This is a genomic window from Streptomyces sp. NPDC050549, from assembly GCF_040655035.1.
Taxonomy (GTDB): domain Bacteria; phylum Actinomycetota; class Actinomycetes; order Streptomycetales; family Streptomycetaceae; genus Streptomyces.
On the sequence record NZ_JBFAJD010000039.1, the window covers coordinates 26,376 to 42,576 of the forward strand.

General features: G+C 69.6%; 13 protein-coding genes. 4 read left to right on the plus strand and 9 right to left on the minus strand.

The genetic code is table 11. The features are described 5' to 3' along the window. The first annotated feature begins 20 nt into the window (after positions 1-20). A complete protein-coding gene (locus AB0I51_RS38425) occupies positions 21-548 on the plus strand; it encodes an NUDIX hydrolase family protein (protein WP_019070873.1) in 528 nt (175 codons plus the stop codon). Between the two features lie 19 nt (positions 549-567). Here the strand turns inward: AB0I51_RS38425 and AB0I51_RS38430 are convergent, their stop codons facing one another. After that, the gene (locus AB0I51_RS38430) at positions 568-900 is read right to left on the minus strand and encodes a DUF2218 domain-containing protein (protein ID WP_362983027.1); all 333 of its coding nucleotides are present in this window, start codon (positions 898-900) and stop codon (positions 568-570) included. A gap of 379 nt (positions 901-1,279) precedes the next feature. Between AB0I51_RS38430 and AB0I51_RS38435 the strand changes: the two genes are divergently transcribed. The 3 genes from AB0I51_RS38435 (at position 1,280) to AB0I51_RS38445 (ending at position 2,988) form a co-directional block, all read left to right on the plus strand. After that, a complete protein-coding gene (locus AB0I51_RS38435; protein ID WP_362983028.1) occupies positions 1,280-1,522 on the plus strand; it encodes a hypothetical protein in 243 nt (80 codons plus the stop codon). Between the two features lie 199 nt (positions 1,523-1,721). Then, on the plus strand, positions 1,722-2,417 hold the full coding sequence (locus AB0I51_RS38440; protein ID WP_362983029.1) for an MFS transporter: 696 nt from the start codon (positions 1,722-1,724) through the stop codon (positions 2,415-2,417). Positions 2,418-2,559: 142 nt separating this feature from the next. Beyond that, complete coding sequence (locus AB0I51_RS38445) at positions 2,560-2,988, plus strand: MFS transporter (protein WP_362983030.1); 429 nt, start codon at positions 2,560-2,562, stop codon at positions 2,986-2,988. Positions 2,989-3,052: 64 nt separating this feature from the next. Here AB0I51_RS38445 and AB0I51_RS38450 read toward each other — a convergent pair whose 3' ends face one another. From AB0I51_RS38450 to AB0I51_RS38485, 8 genes are all read right to left on the minus strand, one after another. Beyond that, entirely contained in the window at positions 3,053-3,664 is a 612-nt protein-coding gene (locus tag AB0I51_RS38450) for a sarcosine oxidase subunit gamma family protein (protein ID WP_362983031.1), read from the minus strand. Continuing rightward, positions 3,657-6,929, minus strand: coding sequence for a sarcosine oxidase subunit delta family protein (locus tag AB0I51_RS38455; protein ID WP_362983032.1), 3,273 nt, complete (start codon positions 6,927-6,929; stop codon positions 3,657-3,659). Before AB0I51_RS38455 ends, AB0I51_RS38450 begins: the two co-directional genes overlap by 8 nt. Before the next feature lie 12 nt (positions 6,930-6,941). Then, positions 6,942-8,174 carry a sarcosine oxidase subunit beta family protein gene (locus AB0I51_RS38460; protein ID WP_362983033.1) on the minus strand — a complete coding sequence of 411 codons (1,233 nt, stop codon included), beginning with the start codon at positions 8,172-8,174 and terminating at the stop codon, positions 6,942-6,944. Beyond that, positions 8,171-9,454, minus strand: a complete 1,284-nt coding sequence (gene glyA / locus AB0I51_RS38465) for a serine hydroxymethyltransferase (protein WP_362983034.1) — start codon at positions 9,452-9,454, stop codon at positions 8,171-8,173. The genes AB0I51_RS38460 and glyA overlap by 4 nt, the downstream gene beginning before the upstream one ends. Positions 9,455-9,475: 21 nt before the next feature. Continuing rightward, positions 9,476-11,914 carry an FAD-dependent oxidoreductase gene (locus AB0I51_RS38470; protein WP_362983035.1) on the minus strand — a complete coding sequence of 813 codons (2,439 nt, stop codon included), beginning with the start codon at positions 11,912-11,914 and terminating at the stop codon, positions 9,476-9,478. A 216-nt stretch (positions 11,915-12,130) separates the two neighbouring features. After that, positions 12,131-13,093 carry an ABC transporter substrate-binding protein gene (locus tag AB0I51_RS38475; protein WP_362983036.1) on the minus strand — a complete coding sequence of 321 codons (963 nt, stop codon included), beginning with the start codon at positions 13,091-13,093 and terminating at the stop codon, positions 12,131-12,133. A gap of 13 nt (positions 13,094-13,106) precedes the next feature. Beyond that, on the minus strand, positions 13,107-15,113 hold the full coding sequence (locus AB0I51_RS38480) for an ABC transporter permease subunit (protein WP_362983037.1): 2,007 nt from the start codon (positions 15,111-15,113) through the stop codon (positions 13,107-13,109). Further along, positions 15,113-16,201 (minus strand): glycine betaine/L-proline ABC transporter ATP-binding protein, encoded by a 1,089-nt coding sequence (locus tag AB0I51_RS38485; protein WP_362983038.1) that lies wholly within the window; start codon positions 16,199-16,201, stop codon positions 15,113-15,115. The genes AB0I51_RS38480 and AB0I51_RS38485 overlap by 1 nt, the downstream gene beginning before the upstream one ends.

Below are 16,201 nucleotides of genomic sequence, written 5' to 3' on the forward strand. Positions count from 1 at the left end.
ATGATCAAGCAATGTCTGACATGACCGATACCACGCCCGGTTGGCTGTCCGCCGACGACCTCGAACAGGCACGCGCCCGCATGCCGATCCTGTACGTCGAGGCGGTGCCCGTCCGCGTCGACGACAGCGGCGAGGTGACCAGCATCGGCCTGCTGCTGCGCATCGGCCCCGACGGCACGGTCAACCGCACCCTCGTCTCCGGCCGTGTACTGCACCACGAGCGGGTCCGTGACGCCCTGCTGCGCCACCTGGAGAAGGACCTCGGCCCGGTCGCGCTGCCCCGCATCCCGACCTCGCTGCAGCCGTTCACGGTCGCCGAGTACTTCCCCACGCACGGGGTCACCCCGTACCACGACCCCCGCCAGCACGCGGTGTCCCTCGCCTACGTCGTGCCCGTCACCGGTGACTGCCGGCCCCGGCAGGACGCTCTCGACCTGGTGTGGTTCAGCCCGGAGGAGGCTGCCTCGGAGGCGCTGCGCAGCGAGATGCCGGGCGGGCACGGGGTGTTGCTCAAGCAGGCGCTGGCACACGTGGGCTGCGTGTCCTGACCGGGGCCGTCGCCGTGGCTCAGGCGGACTCGCCCGGGCTGCGCTGACTGCTGCCGGGGTCCCCGTTGTCGCGCCGCCACTCGACGACCAGCTCGTCCTTGGTGCCGAAGCGGACCAGATGCCGGCCCACCACGTCTTCCAGCCGATCGAGGAACTCGGGCTCAGCCTCCACCGCGAGCAGCAACGCCCCCTCGGTGGCGGTCAGCGATCCTGTGCCGTCCCGGAAGACGAGACGCCCTTCCCCGGTCTCCTCGTCCCAGCTGGTCTCGCTGCGCCGGCCCAGGTGGGAGGCGAGCTGCTTGGCATAGCGCTGCGGTCGGTCGGTGACGACGCGTGCTTCCGATCGGGACATGACGGCTCCGGGGTGACAGGGGTGCGCAACGACTCGATGGTGCCGGAGAGTCGGGCCGACCGCACGGACACGACACCCGGCACGATCCGAAACGTATGGATGCCGTCCCGGTCGCCTTCGCCCGCCGGACGCGACCGCTCCGTCGCGGGTGCCCCCGAGGAGAGCATCAGATGACCGGCTCCGAGTCCTCTGCCGACAGCGGGATCCGTGACCCTTTCGGCACCCTGGGCAGCGCGTTGTGGATCGGCGGCTACCAGTGCGGGCAAGTCGACCGTGGCCCGTCTGCTGGCCGTCCGATACGGGATCGCCGCGTGTCACTACGACTTCCACGACGCCCGCGGTCACAACGACCGCAGGATCGCCCGCCGTCTCGCCCTCGGTGAACCGCTCACCGAGCCCGGCCCTGGACGACCTGCGCGCGCTCGTCTCGGGCCGCCCGATCCTCGCCGAGGGCTGGGGGCTGCGTCCCGAACTCGTCGCGTCCGTCGTCGACTCGCCGCGTCGGATGGTCGTCATGGTGCCGGCACCCGGGTTCCACCGACACCCTCTGAACAGCTTGGGCATGCTGGGCACTCCGTTCGCTCGCCGGACCGGGGTCGTGCAGGCACGGCGAGGAACGTAGCTCTCCGGAAATCCGCAGGCAATAGCGTCGACTTTATTGTTGACGATTCCATCGAAGACTTGGCCCGATACCGCTGACCTGGGCCGAAGCCGACACCCGCCGCACCGTTTTCTTTCTTTCTGCGGAACTCATTGATTGTACCGATCGTTAGGTCTAAGCGATCCACTTCAGGACCACCGAGATCGCCTGGTTCACCCTGATGACCCTGCTGACCGGCACGTTCTTCCTGCCGTTCGCGGTCAAGGCCGCTGCCGTCTTCGGCAAGAAGCGCGTCCTGCCCGTCGCCACGGGACTCGGCTTCACGGGCGACCTGATCGCCGCCGTCGCCACCGACTACCGCACCCTGCTGATCGGCCGCGGCATCGCGGGCATCTACGCCGCCAGCGCGCCGCTCGCCTACGCCATCACCCGCGACGTCTTCCCCCGCGAGTGGGTCGGGGTCGCCAGCGGGATCCTGGCCGGCGGTGTCGGTCTCGTCGCGTTCGGCGGGCCGTTCCTGTCCGGCTGGCTGCTGGACGACTACGGCTTCCGGGGCGTCCTGTGGTTCATGGCCATCAGCACGGCCGTCAGCTTCCTGCTGGTTCTGGCCTTCGTGCCGGAGAGCCCGGTCCGCGCCGCGGCCGGCCGCATGGACTGGCGCGGCGGAATCCTTCTCGGCGGCGGGGTCACCGCGCTCATCTACGCCGTGGGCCAGGGCACGCACTGGGGCTGGGGCAGCGGAAAGTTCATCGGCTGGGTCGTCGGGGCGGCGCTCGCACTGATCGTCTTCGTCTTCGTGGAGCGCAGGGTCGCCGAACCCCTGTTCCCGCTCTCCATGACCCGCCGCCGCCCGGTGTGGACGGTCCTGCCGGCCACGTCCATCGCGGCCGGCTCGCGAGCGCCGTCGGCGTGGTGATCCAGCTGCTGATCCTGATGCCGAAGATCCCCACCGTCTCCGAGGGCCTGGGCTGGTCGGGCACCCACAACGCCATCGTCACCAGCCCGATCAGCGCCATGATCATCGTGGGGGCCGTCGGTACCGGCCTGCTCTCCGGCGGATGGACGCCCGCATCCTGCTGGGCACGGGCGCCGCGCTCGCGGTCCTCGGCTACGGCATCGGCACCCATCTGCACCACAGCGCCCCGCAGATCATCGAGATGGGCGTGATCGCGGGACTGGGAACGGGCATCGTGATGGCGATCGTGCCCATCATGATCATCGAGGTGGTCACCCCCGAGGAACAGGCGCTGGCCAACGGCGTCCAGACCCTCGGTCAGGGCGTCGCCCAGATCGTCGTCTCCCAGCTGGCCTTCGTCGTGATGGCCCAGCACGGGGCGGTCCTCAAGGGCACCCAGTTCTATCTCGACGCCGGGTTCACCAACGGGCTCTGGCTGGTGGTCGGTTGCGTCGCCGTGGGCGCGGGTCTCGTGGCTCTTATCCCCAGGAGCAAGCGCCTCGACGAGGTGGAGGTCGGTCAGGCGGCCTGAAGTCGGTGTGCCGCGAAGGCCGTTCTCCCGGTGACGGGCGAACGGCCTTCGGCGTAAAGCCGCTTCAGACTCCCTGCATGTATTCGGCTGCCGCGTCCAGCAGCCAGTCCGTCAGATACCCGGCGAAGGACGACCGCACCAACACCCAGAATCCGGCGCCGGGTTCGTCCCGGGCGACCAGCACGACCTGGGCGCGGGCGAGCGTGGTCTGGGCGCAGCGTCCGGCGCCGAAGGCACGCGGGTGCAGGTCCAGGGGGCAGCCGTGGGCGAGCAGGTCCCGGGCGCGGGCGCCGGAGACGAGGAGGGTGGTGCGCTGGGCGGACACATCGGTGACGGCGACGTGTTCGTCACCGGCCGCCGCCCGGATCCGGTGCTCCACGTCCCGCTGCGTGTCCGGCGGTCCCACCAACAGCCACTCGTCCGGGCCGAGCCACAGCACCCTCAACTCCCCGGCACGCACGACCGTGTTGGGCTCCAGGGGCAGGGACAGACCCAGCGCGAGTCCTACGGCGTCCGCCGCCGCGCCCTTCGCGTCGAGGCGGACGTTGACCTGGGCCAGGAAGGGCAGCTCGGCCAGTCGGACCGCACCGCCGGAGGAGCGGGTCGCGGCGGCCAGCCGGCCCGCGGCACCCCCGAGGGGACTGCGGCGCGGCACGGAGAGGGCGGTGTCAGCCATCGCGGCGGGCTCCTTCGGGGTCGTAGAGGACGGGGCTTGCGACGGTGACCGGGATCAGCCGGTCGCCCACCGGGGCGTAGAGGCGTTCGCCGATGCGGTCCCGGCCGCCCTTGATCAGGGCGAGGGCGAAGGTGCGGCCGAGGGCGGCGCTGCGGTAGCTGGAGGTGACGTGGCCGAGCATCGGAACGGGCGGGGCCGGGAGCACGCTGTCGGCGATCAGCTGGGTGCCCTCGGGGAGGAAGGCGGCGGGGTCGTCCGGGAGCAGGCCGACGAGGTGCTTGCGGTCGGGGCGGACCGCGTCGGCCCGGGCGTAGGAGCGCTTGCCGATGAAGTCCGGCTTCTTCTTCGACACCGCCCAACTCATGCCGAGATCCTGCGGAGTCACCGTGCCGTCGGTGTCCTGGCCGATGATCGGGTAGCCCTTCTCGGCACGCAGGACGTGCATGGTCTCGGTGCCGTACGGGGTGATGCCGAAGGGGGCGCCGGCCTCGTACAGCGCCTCCCACAGGGCGAGGGCCTCCCACGGTGACACGTTGATCTCGTAGGCGAGTTCGCCGGAGAAGCTGATCCGGCACACCCTTGCCTCGATGCCGGCAACGTTCGTGTCCCGCCAGGCCATGAACGGGAAGTCGTCGTTGCCGACGGCCAGTTGGGGCGCGAGCGAGCCGAGCACCTCGCGGGAGCGGGGGCCGACCAGGGCCACGGTGGCCCACTGTTCGGTCACCGAGGCGCAGTGGACGCGGAGTTCGGGCCACTCGGTCTGGTGCCACTCCTCCATCCAGTCCAGTACGGCAGCCGCGTTGCCCGTGGTCGTGGTGACCAGGTAGCGGTCCGGTGCGAGGCGGATGGCGGTGCCGTCGTCGAAGACCATGCCGTCCGGGCGGCACATGACGCCGTAGCGGATCATGCCGACCTTCAGGTTGCTCATCATGTTGGTGTAGAGCCGGTCGAGGAAGACGGGCGCGTCCGGGCCCTGTACGTCGATCTTGCCGAGGGTCGATCCGTCCATGAGGGCGACGCCCTCGCGGGCCGCCGCGCACTCGCGCAGGACGGCGGTCTCCATGTCCTCGCCGTCGCGCGGGTAGTACCAGGGCCGCTTCCACTGGCCGACGTTCTCGAACAGGGCGCCCTGCATGACGTGCCAGTCGTGCAGCGCTGTCGTGCGGATCGGGTCGTGCAGCGCGCCCCGGTCGCGGCCCGCGAGGGTGGCGAAGGAGACGGGCGTGCAGGGCGGGCGGAACGTCGTGGTGCCGAGGGCCGAGATGTCGACGCCGAGGAGTTCGGCGACCACCCCGCTCGCCAGGACGCCGGAGGTCTTGCCCTGGTCGTTGGCCGTACCGGCCGTCGTGTAGCGCTTGGTGTGCTCGACCGAGTTGAGGCCGGCACCGGTGGCGCGGGTCAAGTCGCCCACGGTGACGTCGCGTTGGAGGTCCACGAAGCGGGGGGCTTCGGTGGCGGAGGGGACGAGGAAGACCTGCATGGCGGGGGTGGTGTCGGGTTCGGTGGGCACCTGGGGCAGGTTCGGTGCCTCGGGCGTGTAGCCCTCGGCCTCGATCGCGCGGGTGCCTGCGGCTGCGCCCTGCGCGAGGACTCCGGCCAGGTCGAGGACGCCGTTCGCGCTGCCCGCGACCTCGACCGCCTGTCGGCAGGTGTCGGGGACGAAGGAGCCGAGGGTGTCGTCGTAGCGGAGTTTGCCGCCCGCCTGGCTGAAGAGGTGGGCGACCGGGTTCCAGCCGCCGGAGACCAGGAGGAGGTCGGTCCCGAAGTGCCGTGTCGTGCCGGTGGTTTCGGCGTACGGGGCTACGGTCACCGCGGTGAGTCGCGGGGCGCCCTCGGTGGCGACGACGGCGTGTCCGGTCAGCACCTCGATGCCGGCCTCGCGGGCTCGGCGTGCCCACTCCTCCGGTTCGGACGGACGGGTGTCCACGATCGCCGCGATGTGGATCCCGGCCCCCGCCAGGTCCAACGCGGCCGCGTAGGCGCTGTCGTTGGTGGTGAGGACGACGGCCTGGCGGCCGGGCAGGACGCCGTGGCGGTTGACGTAGGCGCGGGCCGAGGCGGCGAGCATCACTCCGGGGCGGTCGTTGTCCGCGAAGGCGAGTGAGCGTTCGTGGGCGCCCGTTGCGAGGACCACTCGGCGGGCCCGGATGCGCCAGACCCGTTCACGGGAGACGTGGGTGGGGGCCGCTGCGCCGAGGTGGTTGGTGCGGCGTTCCACGGCGAGGAGGTGGTTGTCGTCGTAGTGGCCGAAGACGGTGGTGCGGGTCAGTACGCGTACGTCGGGGGCGGTGGTGAGCTCCTCGCTCAACTCCGTCACCCAGTCGAGGAGTTGGCCCGTGTCGAGGAGGCTGCCGCCCAGTTCGGGGCGGTCGTCGGCGAGGATGACTCGGGCTCCGCTGCGGGCGGCGGCCGCGGCCGCTGCAAGACCGGCGGGCCCCGCGCCGACCACGAGCAGGTCGCAGTGGGCGTGGACCGCGTCGTAGCGGGCCGGGTCCGGTTCGGTGGCCAGGCGGCCCTGGCCGGGGAGGCCGGTCGCGACCAGGCCGTCGTAGAGCTCGACCGTGGTCGCGGGCAGCATCGGCTCGGGGAAGGGTGCCTCGATCTGGATGACGGCGTTGGGTTCTTCGACGCCGGCGGTGAAGATGCCTCGGGGGCGGCCGAGTTTGATGCTGGTGCCGGTCTGGATGACGCCGTTGGCGAGGAGGGCGGAGGCGAGGGTGTCGCCTCTGTAGCCCTGGTATTCGGTGCCGTCGAAGGTGAAGGTGAGGGGGGTGTCTCGGTGGATTCGGCCGCGGGTGGAGTGGCGGAACGGATGGCCCGTGGCAGAGCCGCCGATGGATGCAGCACCCCCGCCGCCGCCCCTGCCCGTCCCGTTCCCATGGGGCTCCGCCCCCTGGACCCCCGTCGGCCCCGAAGGGGCCTCGTCCTCGAACGCCGGACGGGCTGATGGTGCGGGCCTTCGCTGGGAAGTGGACGCCGGACGGGCTGAGATCTCGGTCGGTTGCGGCTCCCCCGCCCTGTACACCCTCAGGATCTCGTTCGTCGACGTGTCCCGTACCGCGTTGAACCACCGGCGGCAGCCCGCCGCGTGGCTCCAGCGTTCCGCGAACGGACCCTTGGGGTTGGCGCGGAAGAAGAGGTAGCGCGCCCACTCCTCGTCGGTCAGATCGGCCGGGTTCTCCGGGTAGGCCACATGGGCCTGGCCGCCGTAGTGGAACTCGGCTTCGTCGCGGGGCCCACACCAGGGGCAGGGGATCAGCAGCATCGTTCGGGCTCCCTAGTGGGCCACCGCGGCGGCGCCGTGCTCGTCGACGAGCGCGCCGGTGGTGAAACGGTCGAGCGAGAAGGGGGCGTTGAGGTGGTGGGGGGTGTCGTGGGCGATGGTGTGCGCGTAGACCCAGCCGACGCCCGGAGTGGCCTTGAAACCGCCCGTTCCCCAGCCGCAGTTCAGGTAGAGGTTGTCGACCGGGGTGAGGCCCACTATGGGTGAGGCGTCGGGGGTGACGTCCACGATGCCTCCCCAGGTGCGCAGCACGTGCGCTCGGGCGAAGACCGGGAAGAGTTCCAGCGCCGCCGCCATCTGTTCCTCGATGATGTGGAACGCGCCGCGCTGGGTGTACGAGTTGTACGAGTCGATGCCCGCGCCCATCACCAACTCGCCCTTGTGTGCCTGGCTCACGTACACATGCACCGCGTTGGACATGACGACCGTGGGGTGGACCGGCTCCAGCAGTTCCGACACCAGCGCCTGCAACGGGTGGCTCTGGAGCGGAAGTTGGATGCCCGCCATGGCCGCGAGGACGGAGGTGTGGCCTGCCGAGCAGAGTGCCACCTTGCCCGCCGCCATCGGCCCGAGTGTGGTCTGTACGCCGACCACCCGGCCGCCCTCGATGTCGAGGCCGGTGACCTCGCAGTTCTGGATGATGTCGATGCCTGCGGCGTCGGCGGATCGGGCCAGGCCCCAGGCGACGTGGTCGTGCTTGGCGATGCCGGCGCGCGGCTGGTAGGTGCCGCCCATCACCGGATAGCGAACGTCCGGCGAGATGTTGACGATCGGGCAGACCTCCTTGACCTGCCGTTCGTCGAGCCATTCGGCGTCCACGCCGTTGAGCCGGTTCGCCTCGACGCGGCGCACGCTGTCGCGGACGTCCTGGAGGCTGTGGGCGAGGTTGAGCACTCCGCGCTGGGAGAAGAGGATCGGGTAGTCGAGTTCCTCCTCCAGTCCCTCCCACAGCTTCAGCGCGTGCTCGTAGATGCCCGCGCTCTCGTCCCAGAGGTAGTTGGAGCGGATGATCGTGGTGTTGCGGGCCATGTTTCCGCCCGCGAGCCAGCCCTTCTCCAGCACCGCGACGTTGGTGATGCCGTGGTTCTTCGCCAGGTAGTGGGCGGTGGCCAGGCCGTGGCCTCCGCCACCGACCACGATCACGTCGTACGAGCGTTTCGGCTCGGGTGTGCGCCAGAGCCAGTCGGGGTGTTCGGGGAGGTCGGCGCCCGGGGTGCGCGGGGTCATCGGGGGTCGTCCTCCTCGGACAGGTGCGGGTAGAGCGGGTGCTTCGCCGCGAGGGCTTCCGTGCGGGTGCGCAACGCGCCGACGTCCGGGTTCGGTTGGAGGGCCAGCGCGATCACGTCGGAGACTTCCTCGAAGTCCTCCTCCGCGAAGCCTCGCGTGGCCAGCGCCGGGGTGCCGATGCGCAGACCCGACGTGACCATGGGCGGGCGCGGGTCGAAGGGGACGGCGTTGCGGTTGACGGTGATGCCGATCTCGTGGAGGAGGTCCTCCGCCTGCCTGCCGTCCAGTTCGGAGTCGCGCAGGTCGACGAGGACCAGGTGGACGTCCGTGCCGCCGGTGAGGACCTTCACCCCGGTGTCCGCCACGTCCGGCCGCGTGAGGCGTTCGGCGAGGATGCGGGAGCCGGCGAGTGTGCGGGCCTGGCGTTCGGCGAACTCGGGTGAGGCCGCGACCTTGAACGACACCGCCTTCGCGGCGATGACGTGCTCCAGGGGGCCGCCCTGCATGCCGGGGAACACCGCCGAGTTGATCTTCTTGGCGAGGTCGGCCTCGTTGGTGAGGATGACTCCGCCACGCGGGCCGCCGAGGGTTTTGTGCGTCGTCGTCGTGGTCACGTGTGCGTGCGGGACCGGGCTGGGGTGCAGGCCTGCGGCGACCAGGCCCGCGAAGTGCGCCATGTCGACCATCAGCAGGGCGCCCACCTCGTCGGCGATCCGCCGGAACGCCGCGAAGTCCAACTGCCGTGGATACGCCGACCAGCCCGCGATGATCATCTTGGGGCGGTGTTCCTTGGCGAGGCGTTCCACCTCGTCCATGTCGACGAGGTTGTCGGTCTCGGAGACGTGGTACGGCACCACGTTCAGCATCTTGCCGCTGTAGTTGAGGCGCATGCCGTGCGTGAGGTGGCCGCCGTGCGCGAGGTCGAGGCCGAGGATCGTGTCGCCGGGCTTCAACAGGGCGAAGAAGACTGCCGTGTTGGCCTGTGCGCCCGAGTGCGGCTGGACGTTCGCGAAGCCCGCGCCGAACAGGGACTTGACCCGCTCGATCGCCAACCGCTCGGTGACGTCGACGTGTTCGCAGCCGCCGTAGTAGCGGCGGCCCGGGTAGCCCTCCGCGTACTTGTTGGTGAGGACCGAGCCCTGCGCCTCCAGGACTGCGGAGGGCGCGAAGTTCTCGGAGGCGATCATCTCCAACGTGGACTGCTGGCGGTGCAGTTCGGCGCGGAGCGCGGCGTGGACCTCGGGGTCCAGTTCCGACAGGGGGGTGTTCAGCGCGTTCATTCGGCGTTCTCGTCCTTCCGGCTAACCGCGGAGGCGGGACATCGTCGGGTCGAACAGTGGCTCCTGGGCGACGACCGCCTCGACGCGCTCGTCGAAGTAGCCGATGTGCAACGTCGTGCCGGGCGTGGTGAGTTCGGACGGCAGCCAGGCGTAGGCGATGCCCTTGCCGATCGTGTAGCCGTAGGCGGCGCTGGTGACGTAGCCGACGGCGCGCTCGCCGTCGTAGACCGGCTCCTTGCCCATGACCACGGAGCCGGGGTCGTCGATGGTGAGGCAGGTCAACTGCCTCTGCACGTCGGCCTTTCGGCGCTCAAGGGCCGCCTTGCCCACGAAGTCGCCCTTGTCGAGCTTGACGGCGAAGCCGACGCCGGCCTCGTAGGGGTCGTGCTCGTAGGTCATGTCGGTGCCGAAGGAGCGGTAACCCTTCTCCAGGCGGAGGCTGTTGAAGGCGCCGCGGCCTGCGATGACACCGCCAAGCGGTTGAGCGGCCTGCCACAGGGTGTCCCAGAGTTTCTGGCCCTGGTCGGCGGTGGTGTACAGCTCCCAGCCGAGTTCACCGACGTAGGAGAGGCGCATGGCGGTGACGGGGACCGTGCCGATGTAGGCCTTCTTGGCGCGGAAGTACTTGAGGCCGTCGTTGCTGAAGTCCTCGTCCGTCAGGGGCTGGAGGACCTTGCGGGCCAGTGGACCCCACAGGCCGATGCAGCAGGTGCCGGGGGTGATGTCGCGGACCTGGACCGTGCCGTCGGCCGGGAGGTGGCGGGTGAACCAGTCGAGGTCCAGGTTGCCGTTGGCGCCGACCTGGAAGAGGTCGCGGGACAGGCGGGCGACGGTGATGTCGCTGCGGATGCCGCCGTCCTCGTCCAGGAGGAGGGTGTACGTCACCGAGCCGACCGACTTGGCGACCTTGCCGGTGACCAGGCCCTCCAGGAAGTCGGCGGCGCCGGGGCCGGTCACTTCCAGGCGTTTGAGGGCCGTCATGTCGTACATCGCGACGGTCTCGCGGGTGGCCTGTGCCTCGGCGCCGACGATGGGCGACCAGTACTGGGCCGCCCAGTCGTTCGGGGTGGGGATCGAACGGCCTTCCACCAGGCCCGAGTTGGACTCGTACCACTGCGGGCGCTCCCAGCCGTTCGCCTCCAGGAAGAACGCTCCGTGTTCCTGCTGGCGGGTGTGGAAGGGGCTGGTGCGGATCGGGCGTGGCTTCCCGGAGGGCTGGAGGGGGTGGAGGATGTCGTAGACCTCGACGAAGTTCTGGCAGTCGCGGGCCAGGACGTATTCCGGGGCGAGCTGGTGCTGCTCGAAGCGGTTGACGTCGCACTCGTGGAGGTCGAAGGACGAGCAGTGGCCGTCGGCCAGCCACTCCGCCATCGCGCGGCCCACGCCCGCCGAGTGGGTGACCCAGACGGCCTCGGCGACCCAGAAGCCCTTGACGTCCGGGGACTCGCCGAGGAGGGGGAAGTTGTCGGTGGTGAAGGAGAAGAGGCCGTTGATGCCCTCCTCGACCTTCGCGTCCTTCGTCGCGGGGAGCAGGGACCGGGTCTCGGTCCAGGCGGGTGCGAAGTCGTCCTCGGTGAACTTGAGGACGGACGGCATGTCGTCGGCCTCGTCGACCGAGAGGATGTCGTCGGCCGAGATCGGCATGGGGCGGTGGCCGTAGTAGCCGATGCCGATGGCGTCGAAGCGGTCGCGGTAGTAGAGGTCGGCGTCCTGGTGGCGCAGGATCGGGCGGACGGCCTCCTCGGTCTGGCCGGCGAGGGCGGGGACCGGGCCGGTCCAGGCGAGCTGGTGGCCGAGCGGGGTCAGCGGGAGGTTCATGCCGACCATGCGGGCGATCTTCGGGCCCCAGATGCCGGCGCAGCACACGACGATGTCGGCGGGGATCTCGCCCTGGTCGGTGAGGACGCCGGTGACGCGGCCCTCGGACTGCTGAACGTCCAGGACCTCGTGGCGGGCGAGGAAGGTCACGCCGCGGTCCGTGGCACGGCGGATCTGGGCCTCGACGGCGAGGACGGCCTTCGCGAGTCCGTCGGTGGGGACCAGGAGACCGCCGAGGACCTTGTCGGGGTTGAGGAGCGGGTGCTGTGCGACGCACTCCTCGGGGGTGAGCAGGCGGGCCTCGATGCCCCAGGCGGTGATCCAGCCGTGGCGGCGGTGGAGCTCGGCGACGCGCTCGGGGGTGGTGGCGACTTCGAGGCCGCCGACCTGGAGGAAGCAGGGCTTTCCGTCGACGTCGAGGGAGCAGAACTTCTCGACGGTGTAGCGGGCCAACTCGGTCATGGTCTTGGAGGAGTTGGTCTGGAAGACCAGTCCTGGCGCGTGCGAGGAGGAGCCGCCGGTGGCGGGCAGCGGGCCCTGGTCGACCACGGTCACTTCGGTCCAGCCTCGCGCGGAGATCTCGTCCGCGAGCGCCGCCCCCACGACGCCCGCTCCGATGATGACCACTCGGGGTCCCGCCATCGCCGCACCTCCGGCTAGAAAGCAATCCAGTTGCTGTCTGCGCAACATGCTTCAGGTTGCGCAACTCAATGTGCCCGGCGCGAGGAGCGGGTGTCAAGAGGTCCGAGACGCCGGGCGACGCCCCTGATCACCGGCCCGAACACGGCGATGCCCGGTGGGCGGTACGCGTCCGCGCGCACCGCCCACCGGGCATGGTCAACCGGCTTTCCGCTACGGCTACTTGAGCCAGGCGTCCACCTTGTCCTTGTTGGCGTCGACCCACTTCTTGGCCGCCGCGTCGTCGGACAACTTGTCCTGCGCTATGTACTTGGCGACGGTGTTCTGGTCCTCGTTCGTCCAGTTGAAGTTCTTCACCAGGTTGTAGGCGGGGCTGCCCGACTTGGCGAACTTCGCGCTGACGATCTTGTCGAGGTTGTAGACCGGGTAGTCGCAGGCGATCTTCGACGCGACGGCGTCACAGCCCGTCGTGTACGCGGGCAGCGACACCTTCTTGAGCGCCACCTCGGAGAGGAACCACTGCGGCTCGTAGAAGTAGCCGATGACCCACTGCTTGTTCTTCTCGGCGGTGCGGAAGGCCTGGATGAGCGCGGTCTCGCTGCCCGCGTACACCACCTTGAAGTCCAGCTTCAGGTTCTTCACCAGCGCGGCGTCGTTGGTGACGTACGAGGGGTCGCCGTCGAGGAGCTGACCCTTGCCGCCCGACTCGGAGGTCTTGAACTTGGACGCGTACTTGTTGAGGTTCTTGTAGTTCAGGATGTCCGGGTGGGCCTTCGCGAGCCACGGCGGCACGTACCAGCCGATGAGGCCTTTGTTGCCGGTCTGGCCGGCCTCGACGGCGGTCTTCTGGCCGGTGATGTACTTCTTCTTGAGGTCGTCGTGGCCCCAGTTCTCCAGGACGGCGTCGACCTCGCCGGTCCCGAAGCCCTGCCAGGCGATCTCCTCCTTGAGGTCCTTCTTGTTGACCGTACAGCCGAGTTGGTGCTGGGCGACGTACGCGACGACCGCCGCGTCCGCCTCGTAGCCCACCCACGGGTTGACCGCGAGGTTGAAGGTCCCGCACTTGCCCGAGCTGCTGCTCGATCCCGAGGACGTGTCGCCTACCTTCGCCCCGCCGCAGGCGGTGAGGGTGAGGCCGAGGACGGCCAGACCGGCCGCGCCGGTTCGCCAGTGTCTTGCCATGGTGTCGAGCTCCTTAAGCGCTGGTTCGGCGCGCCGCCGCCTGCGTGATCCGGTCGAACATGACTCCGAGCAGTACGATGGCCAGCCCCGCCGCCAGGCCCTTTCCGAACAGCTCGCCCTGCGAGAATCCGGCTACGACGTCGTAGCCGAGGGCGCCGGCTCCCACCAGGCCGCCCACAACAACCATCGACAGCACATAGATCAGGCCCTGGTTGGTCGCAAGAGTCAGGGCGCTGCGTGCCATCGGGAGTTGAACCTTGGTGATGATCTGCCAGGTGTTGCAGCCGGCTGCGGTCGCCGCCTCGACGGTGGTCTCGGGCACGTCCCGGATCCCGTCGGCGGTGATCTTGATGGCGACCGGTACGGCGTACACGACGGCGGCGACGATCGCGGTGAAGCGCGACGGGCCGAACAATGCGAGGAACGGCACGAGATAGACGAAGGGCGGCATGACCTGTGCCGCGTCGAGTGTGGGCCGCAGCAGCCGGTCCACCATCATGCTGCGCCCCATCCACACACCGAAGGCGATGCCGAACACCATCACCAGTACCGTCGCCACGATCGTCGAGGCCAGCGTCGTCATGGCGTCCGACCACATGCCGGTGCCCACCAGCAGGCCCACGCACACGGCCGTGGTGACGGAGACCTTCCACCCGCCGAGCACCACGGCGAGCCCGACCAGCACCGCGCCGACGAGCCACCACGGGGAGTCGGTGAGCAGCGACTGGAACGGGTTGAGCAGGCCGTTGGTGATCGCGTTGCGGAAGGCGTTCGTGAGGCCCGACAGGTTGTCCTGCACCCAGGTCGTCACGCTGTCCGCCGCGCTGGCGATGTGGCTGCCGGTGGTGCCGTCGCCGGGGAACTGCGCCGCCCACAGATACGTGTGGGAGAGATAGACCAGCACTACGACGCCGATCGCGCCCGCACCGAGCAGCGGGCGGCGCCACTTCAGGAAGCGGCCCGTCGAGTTCCGGGCCTGCTCCGCACGCGTGCTGGACGCCGTCGTGACCCGGTCCAGCACGATCGCCATGACGACGATGGCCAGGCCCGCGTTGAAGGCCGTACCGACGTCGAGCGACTGCAGTGCCTGCATGACGGTCTTGCCGAGACCAGGTGCGTCGATCAGGGCGGCGATGGTCACCATGGCCAGGGCGGCCATGATGGTCTGGTTCACGCCCACCACCACGGTCCGCTTGGCCATCGGCAGCAGCACCTTCAGCAGCGACTGCCAGCGGGTCGAGCCCATCGAGTCGGCCGCCTCGACGGTCGTCTCCGGCACTGAGCGGATGCCGTGCGCGGTGATGCGGATCGCCGGCGGGGCCGCGTAGATCACCGTGGCGATGACGGCGGAGGCCGGGCCGATCAGGAAGATCAGGGTCAGCGGGGCCAGGTAGACGAAGGTCGGCATCGTCTGCATGAAGTCCAGGAAGGGCGTGATGATCCGGTTGAACCGGTCGGACAGCCCCGCCCACACCCCCAGCGGGATCGCGAACACCAGCGCCACGAGCACGGCGGAGAGCGTCAGCGCCAGGGTGTCCATGCTCTCCTGCCACAGGCCCTGGAGCCCGAAGAAGGCGAAGCCGGCCATGGCCAGGAGCGCGACCCGCCAGTTGCCCACGGCCCAGGAGACGAAGCCGGCGATGCCGACGACCCCGAGCCAGCCGATCTGCGGCAGCGGGCGGTCTCCGCTCGGCTGTGAGATCAGGTCCTGGACGAAGGTCACCAGGTTGTCGATGACCAGGCGGATCTCGTTGAAGAAGTAGAGGAAGAGCGGGTTGGAGTTGCGGTTGGCGCCGACCGAGTCGTTGAGGTCGTTGAACCACCGGTGCAGTCCGGTGAGGTCGGCCGCCGCGAGCGTCAGCGTCTGCTTCCCGCGCAGCACGGCGAACAGCACCAGCCACACGACGAGGATGGCGCCGACCATCATGGGCCGGGTGACCTTGCGTCGCGGACCCTTCAAGTCCGGTGCGGCGTCCGCGACTTGCTGCGCCGGCTCCGGTTTCTCCACGGCGACGGTCATCACTCGTCGCCTTCCTGCCCGGCGACGACCGCGAGGATCTCCTCGTCGCCGACGATGCCGAGCAGCTTGCCGTTCTCGACGACCTTGACGGGCTTGTCGGCCGCGAGCACCGCGCGCGTGGCCTCACGTACGACGACGTCCGGGCCCAGCTCGGGGCCGTCCAGGGCGTCTCCGTCCACCGCCGGGCGCATGATCCAGCGCAGGGTGAGGACGTCGCCGCGCGGCACGTCCTTCACGAACTCGCGTACGTAGTCGTCGGCGGGGGCGCCGACCAGCTCGTCCCCGGTACCGCACTGCACCATCTTGCCGTCGCGCATGATGAGGATGCGGTCGCCCAACTTGAGGGCCTCGGACAGGTCGTGGGTGATGAACACCATGGTCTTGCCGACCTCGTGGTGCAGCCGGATGACCTCGTTCTGCATGTCGCGGCGGATCAGCGGGTCGAGCGCGGAGAACGGTTCGTCGAAAAGGAGGACGTCCGGGTCGCCCGCCAACGCCCGGGCGAGACCGACGCGTTGCTGCATACCGCCGGAGAGCTGGTCGGGGTAGGAGTTCTCGTATCCCGACAGGCCCACCAACTCGACGACTTCCAGGGCCCGTTTGGTGCGCTCGGCCTTGCTCATGCCACGGATCTCCAGGCCGAACGACACGTTGTCGACGACCCTGCGGTGCGGCAGCAGCCCGAAGTGCTGGAAGACCATGGAGAACTTGCGGCGCCGCAGTTCGCGCAGCCGCTTGGCGTCCGCGTCCCGGATGTCCTCGCCCTCGAAGACGATCTCACCGGAGGTGGGTTCGATCAGCCGGGTCAGACATCGCACCAGGGTGGACTTCCCGGAGCCGGACAGGCCCATGACGACGAAGACCTCGCCGGGCGAGACCTCGAAGTTCACATCGCGTACGGCGGCGGTGCAGCCCGTGCGGTCCATCAGCTCACGGCGGGTGAGCCCGCACAGTTCCTCTGAGTCGGGTACCTGGTCCGCCTTCGGCCCGAACACCTTCCACAGCTTGCGCACGGATATGACCGGGGTGGGAGCCGAGTCCTGGGGCGTGCCGCGCCGCTGCGGCACCTCGGTCTGTGCTGGGGTCAC